This window comes from Planotetraspora phitsanulokensis (assembly GCF_016863295.1).
In the GTDB taxonomy this organism is placed as follows: Bacteria; Actinomycetota; Actinomycetes; order Streptosporangiales; family Streptosporangiaceae; genus Planotetraspora; species Planotetraspora phitsanulokensis.
The window spans coordinates 147,788-168,531 of the sequence record NZ_BOOP01000018.1 but is presented as its reverse complement, the minus strand read 5'-3'; the positions used below and the strand labels follow the sequence as shown (position 1 = coordinate 168,531).

Genomic DNA, 20,744 nt, shown 5'->3' with positions numbered 1-20,744 from the left:
TGATGGAATGGGATGGGGAGCCGTTGTGGAGGTTCATCGCTGGTCGATAAGGACCCGTTTAACGATCTTGGGCAGCGCGGTGGTTGCGGGGTTATGCATGCTGCTCGCCGTGATCCTCCTCGTGGGCATCCGCTATCTGGCGACGGAACAGCTCATCGACCAGCTCGTCGGGGCGGACGACCGGGTAGCCGCCTCGGTTGAGCAGGGCGAGTGGCACAACCCGATTCCGCACAGCCATATCCGGGATGTTCAGGTGGTCGATCAACGCGGAAGGGTCATCGCGGCGACGACGGATCTCCAGGGGAAGCCTCCCATGGGGGACTTCTCGGCGGGGAGAGCCGGGCATGTCGTCGAGAAAGTGTGCGACGGGATCTTCGGGCCGGCCAGATGCGATCTTGTGGCGGCCGTGTCCGTATACCGCGATGGGGTGCACTGGACCGTCTACAGCGCCGCACCGGTGATTCCGCTCTATGTCCACCCATGGTTGGCCGCCCTGGTGGCAGGCAGCGCAGGTGCCCTGGTCGTCGCCATCAGTTTCGGCGGGTACCAGATTCTGGGCCGGACGCTCCTGCCGGTGCACAGCATGCAGTCCGAACTCGATGAGATCGAGGCGACCGACGTGAGCCGGAGAGTCACGGTGTCGCCGTCCCGTGACGAGATCCACGACCTGGCCGAGAGTGTGAACCGCACCCTTGAACGGCTCCAGGCCGCGATGGGACAGCTTCGCCGGTTCACCTCCGACGCCTCCCACGAACTACGCACTCCGGTGGCCGCCATGCGTGCTCAGATCGAAGACGCGTTGCTGGCGCCGGAGGAGACCACCGTGCCGACGCTGGGCGGAGCACTCCTGCCGAGCCTGGACCGCTTACAGGCGATCATCACCGACTTGATGATGATCGCCCGGTTGGAGGGGGGAGCATCGGTCGCCCGCCGACCGCTGGACCTTGCCGCACTCGTCACCACCGAAGTGGAAAGGCGTCAGCATCCGAGCAAGGAGATCAAGTGCGACCTGTCGCCGGGCGTGCTCGTCATGGGCCAGGAGTCGGCTCTCGCCCGGGCGCTCACGAACCTCGTGGACAACGCCGAGCGGCATGCTTCCCACACCGTCACTATCACCGTGCGACGCGAGGCCGGTGATGCGGCCGATCTGCGGTTCCTCCACGGCGCGGCGATCCTGGAGGTGCTCGACGACGGCCCGGGGATCAGGCCTGATCAGCGCGAGACGGTCTTTCAACGGTTCACCCGGCTGGACACAGCGCGGAGCAGAAACGCGGGCGGCTCCGGACTGGGTCTCTCCATCGCCAGGCAGATCGCTGAAGGTCACCAGGGAAGCCTGACGATCGAAGACAGCCCTCATGGCGCCCGCTTCGTACTCCGCCTCCCACTGTCCACCGCCCAGGAGCCCTGATGATCGAGGGTCGGCGCGGGGTGAAGACCGTCGACGGCCATCGTCGACTGGTCACGCGAGCATCCAGTGGGTCCTCACTCCGCAAGGGCTTCGGCCGCACCCGAAGAGCGTCGAGTCCGACCGGATCGTCCCGGTGCCGACGCACGTCCTGCGGGCGATGGCTCGGCTATTGGAGGGGCGCGCGCAGAAGTCGCTGGTGTTCGTGCCGCGGGCGGGCCCAGAGCGGCCGCTGAACTACAAGACGTTCTACTGGCACTGGCGGCGGGCACGGGAAGCGGCGAACGTGCCCTACGCGCCGCCGCACACCAACCGGCACACCGCCGCCTCGCGGCTGGTACAGGATCGCGTACCGATCATCCAGGTGAAGGAGATCCTGGGGCACGAGTCGATCCTTACGACGATGCAGTACTCGCATCATGATCCTGAGGCGAACGCGGATATCAAGCGGGCGTGGAAGAACCGTCTTGAGGGCCGGCGACGCATCAGTGACGCACGATCATCCGGTGATCACTGATAGTTGAGCGCTGACCTGGGGCGATGTGAGATCTCAGAACACATCATCCCCGTGTTCTGACCCGGGCGCCTCGATGGCGTGATCTGCAATACACGCGTCGTGGACGCCATGCCGTCCTTCTGACGACGATGGACGCATGGAACGGCGCGTCGTGATCGTGGTCTTCGACGGATTTCAACTGCTCGACCTGGCCGGGCCGGCCGACGTGTTCGACACCGCGAGGCTGCTCGCGGCCGAGCACGGCTACCGCATCGAGGTGACCGCGGTGCGGTCCGGCCAGGTGGCGGCGCAGAACGGGATCGTCACCGTCGTGGAGACCCCGCTCGGCCGGATCGAGGGGCCGATCGACACGCTCCTGGTCGTGGGCGGCCTGTCCGCGGAGAAGCAGCGGCGGGATCGGGACCTCGTCGAGGGGATCGCCCGCCTGGCGACGGTGTCCCGCAGGGTCGCCTCGGTATGCAGCGGCGCCTTCCTCCTGGCCGAGGCCGGGCTGCTCGACGGCAGGCGCGCGACCACGCACTGGCTGACGGCCTCCGAACTGGACGCCGAGTATCCCGAGGTCGAGGTGGACGCCGATCCCATCTACGTCAAAGACGGCGACGTGTGGACCTCCGCCGGCGTCACCGCCGGCGTGGACCTCGCCCTCGCCCTCGTGGCGGAGGACCACGGCCACGCGCTCGCGCGGGACATCGCGTGCGGGCTCGTGGTCTACCTGCACAGACCCGGAGGGCAGAGCCAGTTCAGCACGGCCATGCGAGCCGTCGTCCCACGCCTGGAACCGCTTCGGGCGCTCCAGGCCTTCATCGACGCCAACCCGGCGGAGGATCTCAGCGTGGCCGCCCTCGCGCGGCGCGCGGGGATGAGCGAGCGCCACTTCTCCCGCGTCTTCACCGAGCAGACCGGCATGTCACCCGGCAGGTACGTCGAGCACAGCAGGGCGGACATCGCCCGGAGGCTTCTCGAGGTCACCGCCCACCCGCTGGACCGGGTGGCGAGGGAGTCCGGGCTCGGCGCTCCGGAGACCCTCTACCGCGTCTTCCGCCGCCACTGGCGCATCTCACCCGGCGACTACCGTCGCCGGTTCCAATCGAAGGAGAACCGATCGTGCACGTCGCAATCCCCCTCTATCCCCGCTTCACCGCCCTCGACGCCGTCGGGCCGTACACGGTGATGGCGTTCGCGCCGGGCTGCACGGTCACGTTCGTGGCCGCGCGGACGGGGCCGGTCGTCGACGACCGGGGGAGCCTCAGCCTGACCGCCACGGCGTCCTTCCAGGACGTCCCGAGGCCGGAGGTGATCATCGTTCCCGGCGGCCCCGGCACGGTGGAGGCGCTGCAGGACGCGGATCTGCTCGCCTGGATCGCCGCGGCGCACGAGCACACCGCCTGGACGACGTCCGTCTGCAGCGGCGCGTTCCTGCTGGGCGGGGCGGGCCTGCTCACGGGCCGGCGGGCGACCACCCATTGGGGGTGGCTGGAGCAGCTCGCCGGGTTCGGGGCCGAACCCGTCAGCGAGCGCGTCGTCGTGGACGGGAAGGTCGTCACGGCGGCGGGCGTCTCGTCCGGCATCGACATGGCGCTGACCCTGCTGGCGCGCATGAGCGACGTGACGACGGCGCAGGCCGTCCAGCTGGCGATCGAGTACGCCCCCGAGCCGCCGTTCGACGCCGGTTCGCCGGCCACGGCCCCGGAGGGACTGGCCGGCCGCGCCCTCCAGCTGATCGCCTGACCGGGGCCGCCGGGTCGCGACCAGGCGACACCCGCGCTCGGGGCGCCTGGCCGGCCGGCGGTCTACGTGCGGGGCTGCTTGTCCTCGGGAGAGACGAAGCTGCCCCGTTGGGGGACCGTGTAGATCCAGCCCTCCTCGCGCAGGACCGCGATCGCCTTGCGCACGGTCTCCCGGGCGACGTCGTACTGCTGGACCAGTGTGGTCTCGCTCGGGACGGGGCGGCGGGGGCGCAGGTCCCCGCCGCGGATGCGGTCGACGAGGTCGTTCGCGATCTGCCGGTACAGAGGGGTGCGGCGCGGCTCCCTTACGGTCTCGCTCGGAGGGCCGACGAACGTGCCCTCCCCCTGCACCGTGTAGATCAGGCCTTCCTCGCGCAGAAGGTGGAACGCCCGCCGTGCGGTCGTCCTGGCCACGCCGAACTCGCTCTGGATCGTCGCCTCGCTCGGAACGGCGTGTCCGGGCGCGAGGTCGCCGCGCAGGATCTGCTGCCGGATGATCTCGGCGATCTGCACGTACAGATGAGTGTCACCGTCATGGTCGAGCACGCTCGAAAGATAGGCGACCCGGAACGAGGCCAATCGTAGGGCTATGTCTATTTAGACCGAACTTTTCTACTAGACGGGAGCATACAACTAGACGTATCGTCGATCCGTGTCAGAGGGAAGAGTGATCCTGCGCCAGGCGGTGTCGGTGACGATCACATGGTCGAGGAACCGCAGCTCGACGGTCTCGGCGGCCTCGCTCAGCCGGGTGGTGACGTCGAGGTCGGCGGCGCTCGGTTCGAGGGATCCGCTGGGGTGGTTGTGCGCGAGGGCGAAGGCCGCCCCGCCGGAGACGAGGACGGTGGTCACGATGTCGCGGACCGGCGCGGAGGTGTGGTCGGTGCCGCCCTCGCTGATCACGGTCCGCCTGATCACCGCCCCGCGTGGATCGCAGATCACGATCACGAGCTTCTCGCGGGGACAGCCGTGGAGGAGCGGAGCGGCCACCATCGCGACGTCGGCCGTGCAGCGGACGCGGACCCGCTCGGGCTCGGCCTGGGCCCGCCGCATGAGATGGAAGGCGGCCGCGACGCGCGCGGCCTTGGCGGGCCCCACGCCGGGCACCGCGAGCAGGCGGTGCGCCTCTGAGCGGGAGAGTTCGCCGAGATCGCCGCAGTGGGCGATGAGCTGGGAGGCGAGCTCGACGGCGCTGACGCCCCTGCTGCCCGAGCCGAGCAGCAGGGCGAGCAGCTCCCGATCGGCCAGGGCCGTCGCGCCCGAGCTCAGGAGCCGTTCACGAGGCTGGTCGGCCGGGGGCAGGTCCTTGACGCGCATCGGCACCTCCGGAGGGGGGATCCGGAACGGTTGTACCAGCGGTCACCGACAGTCAGAGGGAGACGGGAATCCCGTAGACCAGGCGGAACTTGTCCCCCGGGATCACGATGTCACTGGTCTCCACCGGGCGGTCCGCGGCCCAGTGGGTTCGCTCGACGTGCAGAACCTGCACTCCGGTGGGGAGCTCGAGCAGGTCGCTCTCGGTCGGTTGCGGCACGCGCACGTGAACGCTCTCACTGATCTCCGTGATCTTGGTGCCGTTCGCCGCCATGCGGGACACCGTGCTCCTGCGCTCGGACGTGCCCTCTTCCGGGGCCTGGCTCTGGCCGAACTCGATCAGCTCGTAGGACGTCGCGAGTTGCATCGGCTTCCCGTCGCCGCGGAAGACGAAGCGGACCCTGATCACCGGGCTCCACTGGCTGAGCTGCAGGCGTTGCGCGATCTCCGGTGGCGCCTCGGCGAGCTCGCTCCGCCAGTTCCAGCTCGGCTGCCGGCCGCTGGCCTGCATGTCCATGGCGAACGGGGTGTGGGGTTCGGGAACGCGGCTCCGGTAGGAGGGCAGGAGCGTGGGCTTCTCGCGGACCCGGTGGCCCGAGCCCACCCGTCCGACGATCAGACCCTCCTGGGCCAGCACGCGCAGTGCGTGGCGTGCCGCGGTCTCGCCGACGCTGTACTTCCTGGTGATCTGATGCCGCGAAGGGATCGGAGCTCCTGGCGGAAGCGTGCCATCGACGATCTGACGGCGGAGGTCCTCGACTACGCGCAGGTAAACCGGATCAGAGTTGGCCATCAATCCATCCCTCGGGGGCTGGGCGGAACCCCAATCTTGGCGTATTCGCGAGACAACCCTGAGTAATGAAGCTCGCCTGTGGCTCCAACTTTGCCCGCCGAAAGGTCTCCTAATGGTCCAATGTGGTGCTCCACGGTCAGGTCCCCAATTTCAGGATTCTTCGTGCAATCTCGCAGTGATCAACGACGGCATGCGCTCGCCGGGCGATCCGGGCCGCGGCAGCCTCGTCGAAGGGCGGAATCTCGCCGGAGGCGATCTGTGGAGACCCGTGCCGGGCGCCATGTGCAGATCGGATTCCACTGGGCGATCGGGCGCCGCCGGGAAGTCTGGCGCGGCTGGGAAGTCTGGCGCGGCCCGCTCCGTCTCGCGGGGCACATCGTCGAGAGGCCGCGGCTCGGCCAAGTCCCGTGACCGCCGGGCGATCACGGACGCGCCGCCGTACCACGGCATCCACGTCGCCCCCCTTCAGCCGGAACATGAGAAGATCAGGTGGTTGAAGGACACGCGGCGGAGCGACCGCGTGCGGGTCCGCAAGCACACCTGCGACTGCATGGCGACGATCTACGAGTTGTGCTACGCGGGCGGGCTGCTGTTCATCCGGCGGACCATTCGCGAGCTCGACAGTCGGGTCGCCCACGAAACCGACCGGCTCATCACCGTCCGCATGGAAGATCTATGGATGAGGCTGATTCTTGGGCAGGCGCGCTGAGGCTCCGCCGCCCCGCCGAGAGCTTGCGAAAAATTCTCGCCAGGAGCGTGTAACGCCCGCGTAAGACGCGGCGATTCTCCGGTAGAGGCCGCTGATGTGTGTACCCCCGAGCACATATCGGCGGTCTCTTTCGTTGCCCGCGTGTGATGTGGATCGCCCTGCATCGTCCCGCGTGTCGCGGCGGCGGCGACGACTTCGACATAACGGGGTGGCGGGGTCCACGGGCATGTCGGGATCCAGGTAGCGTTCCGTCTATGGCATCGCCAACTGGAACCTCCGACGCCCCCTTCGGCCGCATGCTCACTGCGATGGTCACGCCGTTCACCTCCGACGGCGCGGTCGACTACGAGGGTGTCCAGCGGCTCGCCACCTACCTGGTGGACGAGCAACGGAATGACGGTCTCATCGTCAGTGGCACCACGGGGGAATCCCCCACCACCACGGACGAGGAGAAGGACCGCATTCTGCGAGCGGTCGTCGAAGCCGTGGGTGACCGCGCCAGCGTGGTCGCCGGCGCGGGGACGAACGACACCCACCACAGCGTGGAGCTCGCCCGCGCCGCGGAGCGCGCTGGGGCGCACGGATTGTTGGCGGTGACCCCCTACTACAACAAACCCCCGCAGGAAGGTCTGTTCCGCCACTTCACGGCGGTGGCCGACGCGACCGGGCTTCCCGTGATGTTGTACGACATCCCCGGCCGCTCCGGCGTCCCGATCCAGACCGAGACCCTGGTACGGCTCGCGCGGCATCCCCGCATCGTCGCCGTCAAGGACGCCAAGGGCGACCTGTTCGCGGGGTCCCAGGTCATGGCCACGACGGACCTGGTGTTCTACTCCGGCGACGACCTGCTCAACCTGCCCTGGCTGTCGGTGGGCGCGGCCGGTGCCGTCAGCGTCGTCGGCCACGTCGCGGGCGCCGAGCTGGCCTCGCTGATCGACCTGTACGGCTCCGGTGACGTGGCGGGCGCTCTCGCCGTCCACCGTCAGTTGCTGCCGGTGGTCACCGGCATCATGCAGCGGACCCAGGGCGCGATCATGGTTAAGGCCGCGTTGAAGCTGGTCGGCCAGGACGCCGGCTTCGTCAGGCTGCCGCTGATCGACGCCACCCAGGAGCAGGTCGCCCTGCTGCGCGAGGACCTCATCGCCGGGGGTCTCAAACTTGCCGACAGCTGAGCCGTGCGGGACGCGTCGCGTCCCGCACCGCGCGGCCCTCGTGGTGCCGCGCCCCATCGTCTTCGGTCGGAGCCCGGCTCCGGCCCCTGCGCCGTGTCCCCTCCCCCCAAGGAACCGGGTCGCGGCGTTCAGCACGTTGTCCACAATCCGTGAGTCATATGGAGCCGAATGAGCGAGCGAAATACCAGAGATAGCCACCGGCACGAGCGCGGGAGGGAGCTCTCATGAGCCACCCGCATCCTGAACTCGCGCCGCCCCCGCCTGTGCCCGAGAACGGCCTGCGCATCGTCGCGCTCGGTGGTCTGGGGGAGATCGGCCGCAACATGGCGGTCTTCGAGTTCGAAGGCCGTCTTCTCATCGTCGACTGCGGGGTGCTGTTCCCCGAGCCCGACCAGCCGGGCATCGACCTGATCCTGCCCGACTTCGACTACATCCGGGATCGCCTGGACGACGTCGAGGCGGTCGTGCTGACCCACGCGCACGAGGACCACATCGGCGCCGTGCCGTACCTGCTGCGCGAGCGGGTCGACATCCCGCTGGTCGGGTCGCGGCTGACCCTGGGCCTGATCGAGAGCAAGCTGGCCGAGCACCGGATTCAGCCGGTCAAGGCCGAGGTCATCGAGGGGGAGCGGCGCCGGTTCGGGCCGTTCGAGTGCGAGTTCTTCGCGGTGAACCACTCGATCCCGGACGCGCTGGCGGTTGCCGTCCGCACGCCCGCGGGAATCGTGCTGCACACCGGCGACTTCAAGATGGACCAGTTGCCCATGGACGGGCGGCTGACGGACCTCGGCGGCTTCGCCCGGCTCGGGGCCGAGGGCGTCGACCTGCTGATGTCGGACTCGACCAACGCGGAGGTGCCCGGGTTCGTCACGAGCGAGCGGGAGATCGCGCCGGTCATCGACGACGTGTTCCGCACGGCCGACAAGCGCATCATCGTGGCGAGCTTCGCCTCCCACATCCACCGGGTTCAGCAGGTCATGGACGCGGCGGAGGCCCACGGGCGCAAGGTGGCCCTCATCGGCAGGTCCATGGTCCGCAACATGGGGGTGGCCCGCGACCTCGGCTATCTGAAGATCCCGGCCGGCCTGCTGGTCGACTCCAGGGAGATCGAGGAGTGGCCGCCGGAGGACGTGGTGCTGATCTGCACCGGCTCCCAGGGCGAGCCGATGGCGGCGCTGTCGCGGATGGCCAACCGGGACCACCCGATCCGGATCGCGGCGGGTGACACCGTGCTGCTGGCGTCCTCGCTGGTCCCCGGCAACGAGACCGCGGTCAACAAGGTCATCAACGGGCTCACGCGCTGGGGCGCGAAGGTCATCCACAAGGGCAACGCGCGCGTCCACGTCTCGGGTCACGCGGCGGCGGGTGAGCTGCTCTACGTGCTGAACCTCACGCAGCCGTCGAACTTCATGCCGGTTCACGGGGAGTGGCGTCACCTGCGGGCGCACGCGCAACTGGCGAGCCTCACGGGGGTCCCGCAGGAGAACATCGTGATCGCCGAGGACGGAGTGGTCGTCGACCTGGTCGACGGCAAGGCCTCCATCGTCGGGGCGGTGCCCTGCGGCTACGTGTTCGTCGACGGCACGTCGGTCGGCGACATCACCGACGTGGCGCTGAAGGACCGTCGCATCCTCGGCGACGAGGGGTTCATCTCCATCGTCATCGTCGTCGACTCCACCACGGGGAAGCTGGCAGGCGGACCGGAGATCACCGCGCGCGGGTCCGGCATCGACCCGGAGGCGTTCGACGCGGTCATCCCGCAGATCGAGATCGCCCTCCAGGAGGTCGCCGCCGCCGGGGTGGCGGACATCATGCAGATCCGCCGCACGGTCCGCCGCACGGTGGGCCGCTGGGTCAGCGACACCTACCGTCGCCGGCCGATGATCATCCCGGTGATCGTCGAGGTCTAGTTCCGCCGGGGCCGCACTCCGGTGTGGCCCCCGCACGGCGGACGCCGTTGCGTCCGATCAGGACGCTGCCATAGCGTGCCGCCCATGTCTGAGGTGAGCACGGGCGAGGTGCGGGTCGTCTACCGCAAGTACGGCGGCGGCCTGCACTGGAACCATGCAGGGCGGCTGCTCGGTGAGGACGAGCACGGGGTGTGGGTCGGCTGTCCCGCGGGGACCGTGGCCCGGAGGGGATACCGTCCGCCGGTGACGTGGGTGCACGCGTTCGTGGGCCTGTTCCCGCGCGACGCGTGGTGGACCGCCGTGTTCTATGCGGCCCCCCACGAGATGGAGATCTACTGCGACGTCACGTCCGTGCCGCGATGGCACGGCGACGAGGTGAGCATGGTCGACCTCGACCTCGACGTCATCCGGTTCCGGGACGGCCGTCTCCACCTGGACGACGAGGACGAGTTCGCCGAGCACCAGGTGCGGTACTCGTATCCGAATGACGTCATCGGCCAGGCGGAGCGGTCGGCCGCCTGGCTGATGGACGCCGTGGGGCGTGCGTCCGGCCCTTTCGGCGGCGCGCACACCCCGTGGTTGTCACTGATCACCTGACCGCGGCGGGCTCGGCGGGTTCGGCGGGTTCCTCGTGCTCGGGGATCACCTTGGGCACTCCGCGCAGTGCGAACAGGGTCGCGACCGCGAGGCAGACGAGGATCCCCGCCGCCGTGAGCACGGTGACCTGGATGCCGTCGACGAACGCCTGCCTGGCCGCGCCCGTGACGGCCGCGGCCAGGTCACGGGGCAGCGCGGCGGCGGCCTCGATCGCCCCTCCGAGGGTGTCGCGGATCTGGCCGTCCGCGGCCGCGGGCACCCCCGCGGGGAGCTCGAGGCCGTTGCGGTAGGCGGTGTTGAGCACGCTGCCGAGAACGGCGATCCCCAGCGCGCCGCCGATCTCGTGGGCGGTCTCGGAGATCGCGCCCGCGGCCCCGGCCCGCTCCTTCGGCGCCGTCGCGAGGACGGTGTCGTTGGTGACGGCGAAGGTGAAGCCGATGCCCACACCCTGGATGATCATGGCGACGAGGAGATAGGGGTAACTCACCTCGACCCCGATCCGGCTGAACAGCGCGAACCCGACGGCGACCAGGAGCAGGCCCAGGGCGACGACCGGCCCCCGCCCGATCTTCTGGACGAGCGGCCCGGCGAGGGCGCCGCCGACGCCGCCGGCCAGCCCGCCCGGCATGCCCGCGAGGCCGGCGACGAGCGGCGTCCAACCGGCGACCAGCTGGAAGTACTGCGCGAAGACGAGCGACATGGCCAGCATGGCGAACATCGCGACCAGTTCCGCACCCACCGCCGCGGAGAACGACCGCCGGCGGAAGAGCCGCACGTCGATGAGGGGCTCGGCCAGCTTCGTCTGCCGCCTGACGAACACGACCAGCGCGGCGAGGCCGACGACGGCGGAGACGGCGACGGAGCCCTCGGCGACACCGTGGTAGGCGGCCTCCTTCAGGGCGTAGACCAGCCCGAGCACCCCGATCACCGAGAGCGGGACGCTGACCGGGTCGATCCGGCCGGGGCGGGGGTTGCGCGACTCCGGCAGCACGAACATCCCTGCGACGAGGATGATCGCGACGACCGGCAGGTTGATGAGGAAGACCGATCCCCACCAGAACGCGTCCAGCAGCGCACCGCCGATGATCGGCCCGAGGGCGAAGCCGATGGCCGAGACGCTGCTCCAGATGCCGACGGCGGTGGTCCGCTGCCGCGGGTCGGTGAAGACGTTGCGGATGAGCGACAACGTCGACGGCATGATGGTCGCCCCGGCGACGCCCAGCAGGGCCCGGGCCGCGATGAGCAGGCCGGGGCTGGGGGCATAGGCCGTCACCGCGGACGCGGCGCCGAAGGCGACGGTGCCGATGAGCAGCAGCCGCTTCCTGCCGATCCGGTCGCCCACGTTGCCCATGGTCACCAGCAGGCCTGCCAGTGCGAAGCCGTAGATGTCGACGATCCAGAGCAACTGGGTCGCCGACGGGTTCAGGCTCGCGACCAGCTTGGGGACGGCGAGGTGCAAGACGGTGAGGTCGATGGACAGCAACAGCATGGCGAGGCAGGCGATCACGAGCGTGCCCCATTTACGGGTGTCGTTCATGGCGTCAGCGTCTCCGCGAGCGCTGACGAGTCAGCCACCGAACGCTGACAGGTGCCTTGCGAGGACGGTCAGCGCGGGCTCCGGGGCGCCGGCGACGGCGGTCATCCGTTCGGCCGTCAGCCGCGTGCCACGCTCGAAGACGTCGTCGTAGGCGCCCTCGCCGAGGAGCGCGCGGCAGCGGGCGACCACCCGGGCGGCGTCGGGATCTCCGATGGGCGCCGAGCCCCGCAGGGCCGTCCCGACGCCGAGCAGCAGGGCCGCTCGTTCGCCGTCGTGGTGGAGCAGGGCGACACCGGCGAGCCCCTCCGCGACCCGGGCGGCCAGGGAGAGGTCCCGGTCGCTGACCACGGTTGCGAGTGCGCGCCGGTGCCAGGAGAGGGCTTCCGCGGCGTCGCCCTCCATCTGCGCGATCCAGCCGAGGGCCAGGAACAGGCGCGCTCGGGCCTCCTCGGCGCCGTAGGAGTCCGCGGTGCACTCCGACAGCGCGGTCTCGAACAGCGAGCGGGCCTGATCGAGGTTCCCGCGCAGGCGCGCCATCTCGCCGAGCCCCAGATGCGCGATGGCGAGGAGTTCCGGCGCGCCCGCGCGGCGGGCCAGGACGGCGGCGCGCTCGTAGTCGGCCCGGGCTCCGGCCTCGTCGCCGATCCGGATCCGTGCCCCGGCCCGGCGGCACAGGATCTCGGCCACGTCCAGAACGGCGCCCAGTTGTTCGGCGAGCTCCAGCGCCTCGTTGCAGATCGCCTCGCCCTCGCCGTAGTCGCCCCGCAGGGTGACCAGGTCGGCGAGGGCCGACAACATGGTCACCAGCAGCCAGCGGTCGCCGATGCCTCTGACCGCCGCGACCGACGCGACGACCTGGCGCTCGGCCTCCTGGAGTTGCCCGTTGAAGGCCTGGAGGAACGCGCTGCCGAAGCTGATGAGCGCGCTCACCCACGGATCCGCGTCGAGCAGGCCGGGCGGGACCTCGAGCACGGTGCCCCGTTCCGGGGGGCCGCCCACGGTCGCGCGGACCATGAAGACGTACGGCTGGCGGGGAATCGTCTCCCGGCCGTCGACCAGCCGCAGGGCGGTCTCCATGGAGGGCCCGAGCCCGGCGTCGTGACCGCCGCCCCATACGGCGAAGAGCGCGGCCAGCGCGTACTCCTCGTCGAGCCCGGCCGGGACCTCCGGCCCGATCCGAGCCAGCAGGTCCCTCGCCAGGCCGGTGGCCTCGCTCCGCAGTCCGCGCAGGAGCCAGTATCCGGTCGAGGCGGACAACAGGCGCAGCGCGCGGGCGGTGTCACCCGAGCGGGTCGCCCGGCGTACTGCCGCGTGCAGGTTGTCGTGCTCGTCGTCCAGCCGGCGAAGCCACTCCAGCTGCTCCGACCGGCGCAGGTGGGCGTCCGCGGTCTCCGCGAACCGGAGGAGGTACGCGGAGTGGGCGTCGTGGAGCCGTTCCTCCTCGCCCGCCTCCACGAGCCGCTCGGCGCAGAAGGCCCTGATGGTGTCGAGCATCCGATAGCGGTCGCCCACCACCTCGACCAGGGACTTCTCCACGAGAGAGGCGAGCACGCCGTCGGTGTCCGGCAGGCCGCACACCTGCTCGGCGCCGTTCAGGGTCGCTCCGCCGACGAAGACCGTCAGGCGTCGCGCGAGCGCGCGCTCGGTGTCGTCGAGCAGGTTCCAGCTCCACTCGACCACCGCGCGCAACGTCCGATGCCGCGGCTGAGCCGTACGGCTTCCGCGCGACAACAGGGCGAACCGGTCGGCGGGAGCGTCCTCCCCGGTTCCCGGCGTCGTCTCCGCGCCGGCCCGCACGGCCACTCCGAGCCGGGCGGCGATCTCGGTGGCGCTCATCGAGCGCAGGCGGGCGGCGGCCAGCTCGATGGCGAGCGGCAACCCGTCGAGCGCGCGGCAGACCCGCAGGACGTCCTCGATGATCGACGCGTCGAGTTCGAACCCGGGCCGCACGGCGCGGGCGCGCTCCACGAACAGCTCGACCGCCGGGTAGGAGAGCGCGTCGACGTCGGCGCTTCCCGAGGGCGGTAGGGCCAGCGGGGGAACGGGGTAGAGCCGCTCGCCGGTGATGCCGAGCGCCTCGCGGCTGGTGGCCAGGACGCGGAGCGCGGGGCAGGCGGCCAACAGCCGGTCGGCGAGCCGGGCGGTCTCCTCCACGACGTGCTCGCAGTTGTCCAGCACGAGCAGCGGGGGCCGGTCGCTGAGGGCGGCGACGAGCCGGGCGAGCGGATCGGGAGGCGCCGCCTGCCGTCCCGGAGCCGAGCCGGCCAGCAGGCCGGTCTCCTGGAGGCCGAGCGCGGCGAGCACGGCCTGGGGCACGTCCGTCCCGTCGCCGAGCGGCGCCAGCTCGACGAAGCAGACGCCGCCGGGCCGGCGCGCCGCGGCCTCGGCCGCGAGCCGGGTCTTGCCGGTGCCGCCGGGCCCGGTGAGGGTGACCAGCCGCGCCTCGTCGAGCAGGGCGTCGATGAGCAGCAACTCCTCCGCCCGTCCGACCATGGTCGTGAGCTGGGCCGGCATCGACCGGCGGGCCGTCGTGGCGGGGGACAGGGAGGGGTCGGAGCGGAGCACGGCCAGGTGGAGCGCGGCCAGTTCCGGCGAGGGGTCGGCGCCCAGCTCGTCGGCGAGCCGGCGCCGCGCGTCCTCGAAGGCCGTCAGCGCCTCCGCCTGCCGTCCGCTCGCGTACAGCGCGCGCATGAGCTGGCCGCGTGATCGTTCGCGCAGCGGATGGGCCGTGACGCGCTGCTGCAGCTCGGGCAGGAGGTCGCGGTGCTCACCGAGTGCGAGCACCGCGTCCGCGAGGTCCTCGGCGGCGTCCAGGCGCAGCTCCTCCAGCCGCGCGGCCTCCGTCGCGGCGAACGGCGCGTCGGGAACGTCGGCGAGGGCCGGGCCCCGCCACAGGCCGAGTGCCTCACGCAGGAGCGCCGCCGCCGCGTGGTGGTCGCCGGACCCCAGGGCACGCCGTCCCTCGGCCGCGAGCCGTTCGAACCGGAGCGCGTCGACGTCGTCGGGGTCGACGGCGAGGCGGTAGCCGGCCGGGTGACGCACCACGAGGTCGCCGATCTGCTGGCGTAACCGGGAGACCTGGGCCTGGAGGGCGTTGGTGGCGCTCGCCGGAGGTTCGGCGCCGTAGAGGCCGTCGATCAGGCGCTCGCCGGTGACCACCCGGCCCGCGCCGAGGAGCAGCAGTCCGAGAAGCGCACGAAGGCCCGGTCCCCCGATGGAGACCGGGCGCTCGTCGTCGAGCCAGGCCTCTGTCTGGCCGAGGATGCCGAACCGCATGACAGAGATTGTCGCTCACCGGGCGATGGTCGCGGAGATCGCTTCCAGCCGGGCGGACGAGGCGAGGCCGCCGTGGTACCAGTGGATCTCCTCGGCTCCGGCCGCGGTGTAGGCGTCGGCCAGCCACGACAGGGCCTCCGCGTCCGCGGGCCGCGGAGGAAGCGCCAGCAGATAGGCGCCGACGCGCGGGCCGAGCCGTCCGAGCGCACGCAGGCCGGCCTCGTCGACCTCGAGGGCGTTCCAGCAGTTGCCCACGAGCACGTCGGCGTCGACCCCCGCGGGCACGGTCGCGAAGGGCCCGGTCGCCCACGGGTCGGCGTTCGCGTGCAGGGTGACGGGCATGCCCGGCCGTGTCGACCGGGCCTCCGCGAGGAGCAGGTCGCGCAACTCGCCCGCCAGCCCCGTCCGCAGATCCCGTACGGCGTCCGCCATGTCGCCGAGGGCCTCCTCGACCGACGTCACGGACCGAGGGTCGCGGTCGACGGCCGCCCGCACCCTCGAGCGCAGCACGGTGACGTCGAGGCCGGCCGACTCGTAGCGGGTGACGCACGCCGCGCAGAAGCACAGGGACAGCAGGGCGAGCTGGGCGGCGGACCAGTCGGTCCCGTCGGTCTTCTCGTGGTGGCCGCCGTGGCGGAAGCCCAGCGCGCCGCAGGCCTCGAGGATCAGCGCGTCGGGCGCGCCGAGCTCGACGATCTCGTGGACCAGCGTCCGGCAGTACTCGCGCACGTCGCCCGACGCCGGGCAGAGCGCGTACCGGTAGGGCTCTCCGAAGGCGTTCCTGACGACGAGGTCGGGGTTGGCCGAGCCGAGCAGCGAGTTGTGCGTGAGCACCGTCCAGGCGTGGACCGCGAGGCCCTCGGCCCGCAGGGCGTCGCGGGCCTCGCCGAACGGGTCGGCGGACGTCATCCAGGAGGGCGTGCCGGGGACCAGGCGGTTGCCCTTCCACGCCTCCTCCCGGACCGGGACGTAACACGCGGAGTGCAGGGCGTCGACCAGGCGATGGGCGGGATGCATCGGGGTTGCCGCCCTGGTCGTGTGGTAGGAGGCGGCCAGCGCCACGGCGTCGGCGCCGAGTGCCTTGAGGCGTCCGGCGGCGGCGTCGTCGCCGACGAGGTCCCAGGGATAGGCATAGATGACGTTCACCAGCGTGGCCTCCGGGGGGAGAAGGTCGGGTGGAAGCGCTTCATGTACGACGTGTCGTCGCGGGAGCGTACCCCGCACTTCTCATACTGCTCGTTCATGACCGCGAGGGCGTCCCGGTCGAGTTCGACGCCGAGTCCCGGGCCGTCCGGCACGGGGACGGCTCCGTCCACGAAACGCAGCGCGCCGGGCGCCACCACGTCCTGGCCGTCCTGCCACGGGGTGTGGGTGTCGCAGGCGTGGGTGACCGCCGGTGTGGCGGCGGCCAGGTGCGTCATCGCGGCCAGGCTGATCCCCAGATGGGAGTTGGAGTGCATCGACAGCTCGATGCCGAAGGTCGTGCACAACGTGGCGATGTGGGAGGACTTCACGAGCCCGCCCCAGTAGTGGTGGTCCAGGAGCAGCACGCCGATCGCCCCCTGCCGGATCGCCGGGGGGAGGTGCTCCGGCGTGACGACGCACATGTTCGTCGCCAGGGGCATGGGGACGTGCGGCGCGACGGCCGCCATGCCGTCGATGCCGCCGGTGGGGTCCTCCAGGTACTCCAGGACGCCGTCGAGCGCCCGGCCGACCTCGATCGAGGTGTCCATGCTCCAGGCCGCGTTCGGGTCCAGCCGCAGGGGGTGCTCGGGGAAGGCCTCGCGCAGGGCCAGCACGGCCTCGATCTCCTCGGCGGGAGGGAACACCCCGCCCTTCACCTTGATCGAGCGGAAGCCGTACCGGCCGACCAGCAGGCGGGCCTGCTCGACGAGCCCGGCGGGGTCGAGCGCCGCCCCGAACGCGTCGTCGGGCCCGTCCGGGTGCGCGGCCCACTTGTAGAAGAGATACGCGCTGTACGGCACGGCGTCCCTGACCCTGCCGCCCAGCAGGTCGGCGACGGGCCGTCCCGCGGCCTTGCCCTGGATGTCGAGGCACGCCACCTCGAACGGGGAGAACACCCGGTCGACGGTCTTCTCCAGGGTGGCGGCCCCGGTCAGCCCGTGCGCGTCGGTCACGACGTCGGCGCCGACGGAGGCGGCCACGGCCGTGTACACGGCGTTCCGGTTGTAAGGGTCGAGCCCGATCAGCGACCGCGCGGCCGTCCGCGTCTTGGCCAGGTGGTCGAGGTCGCCGTAGGTCTCGCCCAGCCCCGTGACGCCCTCGTCGGTGACCACCTCGACGATCGTGCGCAGCGCCCAGGGTTCGTGCACGCCCGCCGCGTTGAGCAGCGGGGGATCCCTGAAGGCGACCGGTGTGACGGTGACCTCGCGGATCAGCATTCGACGATCTCCAATCCCCTCTTGATGAGGCGTTCGAGCCGGTCGACGTGGCGGGGCGCCGCGTCGACCAGGGGCGGCCGGACCCCGCCCACGTCGAGCCCGCGCAGCGCGACCCCCGCCTTGACCAGCGCGACAGCGTACCCCGGCACGAGATCGCGGAGCTCGACGAGTGGGCGGTAGAACTCGGCGAGCAGCCGTTCCGTCAGGGCCTCGTCCCCTTCGGTGACAGCCCGGTGGAAGGCCAGCGCGACCTCGGGCACGAAGCAGAAGGCGGCCGAGGAGTAGAGGTTCACTCCGAGTCCCCGGTAGGCGGGGACGGTCATCTCCGCCGTGGGCATCCCGTTGAAGAACGCGAAGTCGCGGCCGGCGACCTGCCGTACGGCCAGGACGATCCGCTGCAGCCGGTCGAGGTCGCCGAGGCCGTCCTTGAACCCCACGATGTTCGGCTCTAGGGCGAGCTCGGCCGCCGTGTCGGGGGTGAACACCGCGTTGCCGCGCTGGTAGACGATCGCCGGAAGGTCCGTGACCGCGCAGACTCGGCGGACGTAGCCCACCAGGCCGGCGGGGGGAGCGGACACCAGGTACGGCGGGAACACCAGCAGGCCGTCCGCGCCGGCCCGGGCGGCGGCCTCGGCGCACGCCCGCGCGAACGGTAGCGGACCTCCGGCGCCGGAGAACACGGGGACGCGCCCCGAGGTCGCCTCGACTGCGACCCGCACCACGCGTTCGTACTCCTCCGGGCTCAGGGCGTGGAACTCGCCGGTGCCGCAGGCCGCGAAGACCCCTCCGGCGCCCGCGCGCACGCCGTCCGCGACATGCCGGCGCAGCGCCTCCTCGTCGAGTGCGCCGTCGGCGGTGAAAGGAGTGACCGGGAAGAACAAGACACCATCGAGACGCATCAATCCACGCAATCTTCGTAACTGTCACCGTCGGCGCAAGCCTGGCGCTGTTCATATATATGAATCAGAGTCAGGATTGTGAACCACCGTCGGCAACTGTAAGAATCGGTACTAACGGTGTCAAGATTCCCCAAATAAGCGGACATAAATGCTGATATCTGGCAGATGGAGACTACGGGTGAGGCCGCCGCGACGGGCCGACGAGGCCCCGGCGCGGCGGAACCGACGTCGGACGGGAGAACCATGCGAATTCTCATGACGGGAGCCGCCGGCGGCGTCGGCACCCTTCTGCGCCCCCGGCTGGCCCGCGAGGGACGGGTCGTGCGCCTGCTCGACCTCGTCGCGGTCGAGCCCGGTGAGGGCGAGGAGGCGGTCACGGCCGACGTGACCGATCCCCGGGCCATGGAGGAGGCGATGGACGGCGTCGACGCCGTCCTGCACCTCGGCGGGCACAGCGTGGAGCAACCCTGGCAGGACATCCTGGAGATCAACATCAACGGCACGTACGTGGTGCTCGAGGCCGCCAGGAAGGCCGGCGTCCGGCACGTCGTGCTGGCGAGCAGCAACCACGCGGTCGGCTTCCACCCCCGGGAGGCGGAGGCCCCTGACTACCTGTTCCCGCGCCCGGACACCTACTACGGCGTCAGCAAGGTGACCAAGGAGGCGCTCGGCTCCCTCTACCACGACAGGTACGGCATGGCGGTGACGTGCCTGCGCATCGGGTCGTGCTTCGAACGTCCGAGGGACCTGCGCATGTTGTCCACCTGGCTGTCGCCCGACGACTGCGCCCGGCTCGCCGAGGCGTCGCTGGCCGCCGACGGCTACCACGTGGTCTGGGGCGTGTCCGCCAACACCCGCGGCTGGTGGTCGCTGGAGGAGGGCCGGGCCATCGGCTACGAGCCCAAGGACGACGCCGAGGTCTACGCGCCGGGCCTCATCGCCGAGCTGGGCGAGCCCGATCCGGAGAGCATCGAGCACGCTCTGCTGGGCGGGCGTTTCTGCGGACCGGCGCTCGACGCCGACAACCTCACACGGGAGAGCTGACATGACCGGCATCGACACGGTGGTGGAACGGGCGGACGCGGCGGGGGCGAAGTGGCGGGCCACCCCGGCCGCGGAGCGCGCGGCGATCCTCGAGGGCGTCGCCGACGCGCTGCTGAAGAATCTGGACGAACTGTGGCCGGTCGCCGACGCCGAGACCCACCTCGGCGAGGTGCGATTGCGCGGCGAGATCGGGCGGACCGCCTCGCAGTTCCGGTTGTTCGCCGAGGTCCTGCGGGACGGAGGCTCGGCCGAGGCCGTCATCGACCACGCGGATCCGGACGCCACGCCTCCCCTCCCCGACGTGCGCCGGATGAACCAGCCGATCGGGGTCGTGGCGGTTTTCGCGGCGAGCAACTTCCCGTTCGCGTTCTCGGTGGCGGGCGGCGACACGGTCTCGGCCCTCGCGGCGGGCTGCGCCGTCGTGGTCAAGGCGCACGAGGGCCACCCGCGGACCTCGGACCTGACCGCCTCCGTCGTACGGCAGGCCCTGCCGGATCCCGACCTCCTCGGGCTCGTGCACGGTTTCGAGGCGGGCGGGCCGCTGGTCCGGCATCCGCTCGTGACGGCGGTCGGCTTCACCGGCTCGCTCGCGGGCGGCACGGCCGTCAAGGGGCTGATCGACCAGCGGCCGGACCCGATCCCCTTCTACGGGGAGCTCGGCAGCGTCAACCCGGTGATCGTGCTGCCCTCGGCGGATCCGGCCACCGTGGCGGCGGGGTTCGCCGCGTCGCTGACGCTGGGCGTGGGGCAGTTCTGCACCAACCCCGGGCTGGTCTTCGTGCCCGAGGGCCGGGAGGGGGACGCGGGTGCGTTCGAGCGGGCGATCGGGGACGCGGTCGCCGCGACGACCGGCGGCCGGATGCTCACCGCCAAGATCCATGACGGATTCCTCCGCGCGGCCGACCGGCTGGCCGGACGACCGGGTGTGGCCAGGCTGTCGTCCGGTGCCGCCGGAACGGCGCCGGACGCGGTGACCCCCCAGGTCTTCTCCGTTCCGCTGGAGGCCTTCGCTGACGGGCTGCCCGAGCTGGGGGAGGAGTGCTTCGGCCCCGCCGCGATAGTCGTGAAATATCGTGACCCATCCGATCTGCCTGCCGTACTTCGGCGGTTGCCGGGCTCACTGACGGCCACCGTCCACGCCGGGCCGGGAGCCGCGCCCAAGGAGGCCGGCGCCGTCGTGCAGGTCCTCCGGCGGCTCGCGGGACGCCTCATCTGGAACGGCTGGCCGACCGGGGTCGCCGTCACCTGGGCCATGCACCACGGCGGCCCCTGGCCCGCGTCCACCGCCCCCGCCCACACCTCGGTCGGGGCGGCCGCGATCAGGCGGTGGCTGGTCCCGGTGGCCTACCAGGACTGGCCGGCCGCCCTGCTGCCGCCCGAGTTGCAGGACGGGAACCCGCTCGGAGTCCCCCAGCGTGTGGACGGCCGCCTGCGCGCCTGAC

18 protein-coding genes are annotated in these 20,744 nt (G+C 71.2%); 10 read left to right on the top strand and 8 right to left on the bottom strand.

All coding sequences use genetic code 11. The features are described from left to right. Positions 1 to 25: 25 nt before the first annotated feature. The 4 genes from Pph01_RS19450 (at position 26) to Pph01_RS19435 (ending at position 3,650) form a co-directional block, all read left to right on the top strand. The gene (locus tag Pph01_RS19450) at positions 26 to 1,408 is read left to right on the top strand and encodes a sensor histidine kinase (protein ID WP_204074536.1); all 1,383 of its coding nucleotides are present in this window, start codon (positions 26 to 28) and stop codon (positions 1,406 to 1,408) included. Continuing rightward, positions 1,356 to 1,922, top strand: coding sequence for a tyrosine-type recombinase/integrase (locus Pph01_RS19445; protein WP_275412848.1), 567 nt, complete (start codon positions 1,356 to 1,358; stop codon positions 1,920 to 1,922). The genes Pph01_RS19450 and Pph01_RS19445 overlap by 53 nt, the downstream gene beginning before the upstream one ends. Positions 1,923 to 2,058: 136 nt before the next feature. Beyond that, positions 2,059 to 3,093, top strand: a complete 1,035-nt coding sequence (locus Pph01_RS19440) for a GlxA family transcriptional regulator (RefSeq protein ID WP_204074534.1) — start codon at positions 2,059 to 2,061, stop codon at positions 3,091 to 3,093. Further along, a complete protein-coding gene (locus Pph01_RS19435; protein ID WP_204074533.1) occupies positions 3,027 to 3,650 on the top strand; it encodes a DJ-1/PfpI family protein in 624 nt (207 codons plus the stop codon). Before Pph01_RS19440 ends, Pph01_RS19435 begins: the two co-directional genes overlap by 67 nt. Positions 3,651 to 3,712: 62 nt before the next feature. Here Pph01_RS19435 and Pph01_RS19430 read toward each other — a convergent pair whose 3' ends face one another. The 3 genes from Pph01_RS19430 to Pph01_RS19420 form a co-directional block, all read right to left on the bottom strand. After that, positions 3,713 to 4,195: a GntR family transcriptional regulator gene (locus Pph01_RS19430; protein WP_204074532.1), complete on the bottom strand. Its 483-nt coding sequence runs from the start codon at positions 4,193 to 4,195 to the stop codon at positions 3,713 to 3,715. A gap of 87 nt (positions 4,196 to 4,282) precedes the next feature. After that, complete coding sequence (locus Pph01_RS19425) at positions 4,283 to 4,966, bottom strand: JAB domain-containing protein (protein WP_204074531.1); 684 nt, start codon at positions 4,964 to 4,966, stop codon at positions 4,283 to 4,285. A 52-nt stretch (positions 4,967 to 5,018) separates the two neighbouring features. Next, the gene (locus tag Pph01_RS19420; RefSeq protein ID WP_204074530.1) at positions 5,019 to 5,756 is read right to left on the bottom strand and encodes a GntR family transcriptional regulator; all 738 of its coding nucleotides are present in this window, start codon (positions 5,754 to 5,756) and stop codon (positions 5,019 to 5,021) included. Positions 5,757 to 6,249: 493 nt separating this feature from the next. Between Pph01_RS19420 and Pph01_RS19415 the strand changes: the two genes are divergently transcribed. The 4 genes from Pph01_RS19415 to Pph01_RS19400 all read left to right on the top strand — a co-directional run bounded on the left by Pph01_RS19415 (position 6,250) and on the right by Pph01_RS19400 (position 10,144). Then, positions 6,250 to 6,465, top strand: coding sequence for a hypothetical protein (locus Pph01_RS19415; RefSeq protein ID WP_204074529.1), 216 nt, complete (start codon positions 6,250 to 6,252; stop codon positions 6,463 to 6,465). A 254-nt stretch (positions 6,466 to 6,719) separates the two neighbouring features. Beyond that, entirely contained in the window at positions 6,720 to 7,637 is a 918-nt protein-coding gene (gene dapA / locus Pph01_RS19410; RefSeq protein WP_204074528.1) for a 4-hydroxy-tetrahydrodipicolinate synthase, read from the top strand. 224 nt (positions 7,638 to 7,861) lie between these two features. Beyond that, the gene (locus Pph01_RS19405) at positions 7,862 to 9,547 is read left to right on the top strand and encodes a ribonuclease J (protein WP_204074527.1); all 1,686 of its coding nucleotides are present in this window, start codon (positions 7,862 to 7,864) and stop codon (positions 9,545 to 9,547) included. An 84-nt stretch (positions 9,548 to 9,631) separates the two neighbouring features. Then, a complete protein-coding gene (locus Pph01_RS19400; RefSeq protein WP_239116842.1) occupies positions 9,632 to 10,144 on the top strand; it encodes a DUF402 domain-containing protein in 513 nt (170 codons plus the stop codon). Here the strand turns inward: Pph01_RS19400 and Pph01_RS19395 are convergent. From Pph01_RS19395 to Pph01_RS19375, 5 genes are read right to left on the bottom strand one after another with little or no spacing between them, the layout of a single operon-like run. Further along, positions 10,137 to 11,681, bottom strand: a complete 1,545-nt coding sequence (locus Pph01_RS19395; protein WP_204074526.1) for a DHA2 family efflux MFS transporter permease subunit — start codon at positions 11,679 to 11,681, stop codon at positions 10,137 to 10,139. The genes Pph01_RS19400 and Pph01_RS19395 overlap by 8 nt on opposite strands. 30 nt (positions 11,682 to 11,711) lie before the next feature. Further along, positions 11,712 to 14,957: an AfsR/SARP family transcriptional regulator gene (locus tag Pph01_RS19390; protein ID WP_204074525.1), complete on the bottom strand. Its 3,246-nt coding sequence runs from the start codon at positions 14,955 to 14,957 to the stop codon at positions 11,712 to 11,714. A gap of 15 nt (positions 14,958 to 14,972) precedes the next feature. After that, complete coding sequence (locus Pph01_RS19385; protein WP_204074524.1) at positions 14,973 to 16,103, bottom strand: hypothetical protein; 1,131 nt, start codon at positions 16,101 to 16,103, stop codon at positions 14,973 to 14,975. Further along, positions 16,100 to 17,359 (bottom strand): glucarate dehydratase family protein, encoded by a 1,260-nt coding sequence (locus Pph01_RS19380; protein WP_204074523.1) that lies wholly within the window; start codon positions 17,357 to 17,359, stop codon positions 16,100 to 16,102. The genes Pph01_RS19385 and Pph01_RS19380 overlap by 4 nt, the downstream gene beginning before the upstream one ends. After that, positions 17,353 to 18,258 (bottom strand): 5-dehydro-4-deoxyglucarate dehydratase, encoded by a 906-nt coding sequence (locus tag Pph01_RS19375; protein ID WP_204074522.1) that lies wholly within the window; start codon positions 18,256 to 18,258, stop codon positions 17,353 to 17,355. The genes Pph01_RS19380 and Pph01_RS19375 overlap by 7 nt, the downstream gene beginning before the upstream one ends. 243 nt (positions 18,259 to 18,501) lie before the next feature. Here Pph01_RS19375 and Pph01_RS19370 point away from each other — a divergent pair, with 243 nt between their 5' ends. Continuing rightward, positions 18,502 to 19,302: an NAD-dependent epimerase/dehydratase family protein gene (locus tag Pph01_RS19370; RefSeq protein WP_239116841.1), complete on the top strand. Its 801-nt coding sequence runs from the start codon at positions 18,502 to 18,504 to the stop codon at positions 19,300 to 19,302. Between the two features lies 1 nt (position 19,303). Further along, complete coding sequence (locus tag Pph01_RS19365; RefSeq protein ID WP_204074521.1) at positions 19,304 to 20,743, top strand: aldehyde dehydrogenase (NADP(+)); 1,440 nt, start codon at positions 19,304 to 19,306, stop codon at positions 20,741 to 20,743. The last annotated feature ends 1 nt before the right edge of the window (position 20,744 follow it).

Bases quoted from the DNA above. Each gene is read 5' to 3' on its own strand.
- Pph01_RS19445 (WP_275412848.1), top strand. From the start codon at position 1,356: ATGGCGCCCGCTTCGTACTCCGCCTCCCACTGTCCACCGCCCAGGAGC.
- Pph01_RS19440 (WP_204074534.1), top strand. From the start codon at position 2,059: ATGGAACGGCGCGTCGTGATCGTGGTCTTCGACGGATTTCAACTGCTC.
- Pph01_RS19425 (WP_204074531.1), bottom strand. From the start codon at position 4,966: ATGCGCGTCAAGGACCTGCCCCCGGCCGACCAGCCTCGTGAACGGCTC.
- Pph01_RS19420 (WP_204074530.1), bottom strand. From the start codon at position 5,756: ATGGCCAACTCTGATCCGGTTTACCTGCGCGTAGTCGAGGACCTCCGC.
- dapA (WP_204074528.1), top strand. From the start codon at position 6,720: ATGGCATCGCCAACTGGAACCTCCGACGCCCCCTTCGGCCGCATGCTC.
- Pph01_RS19405 (WP_204074527.1), top strand. From the start codon at position 7,862: ATGAGCCACCCGCATCCTGAACTCGCGCCGCCCCCGCCTGTGCCCGAG.
- Pph01_RS19400 (WP_239116842.1), top strand. From the start codon at position 9,632: ATGTCTGAGGTGAGCACGGGCGAGGTGCGGGTCGTCTACCGCAAGTAC.
- Pph01_RS19395 (WP_204074526.1), bottom strand. From the start codon at position 11,681: ATGAACGACACCCGTAAATGGGGCACGCTCGTGATCGCCTGCCTCGCC.
- Pph01_RS19390 (WP_204074525.1), bottom strand. From the start codon at position 14,957: ATGCGGTTCGGCATCCTCGGCCAGACAGAGGCCTGGCTCGACGACGAG.
- Pph01_RS19380 (WP_204074523.1), bottom strand. From the start codon at position 17,359: ATGCTGATCCGCGAGGTCACCGTCACACCGGTCGCCTTCAGGGATCCC.
- Pph01_RS19375 (WP_204074522.1), bottom strand. From the start codon at position 18,258: ATGCGTCTCGATGGTGTCTTGTTCTTCCCGGTCACTCCTTTCACCGCC.
- Pph01_RS19370 (WP_239116841.1), top strand. From the start codon at position 18,502: ATGCGAATTCTCATGACGGGAGCCGCCGGCGGCGTCGGCACCCTTCTG.
- Pph01_RS19365 (WP_204074521.1), top strand. From the start codon at position 19,304: ATGACCGGCATCGACACGGTGGTGGAACGGGCGGACGCGGCGGGGGCG.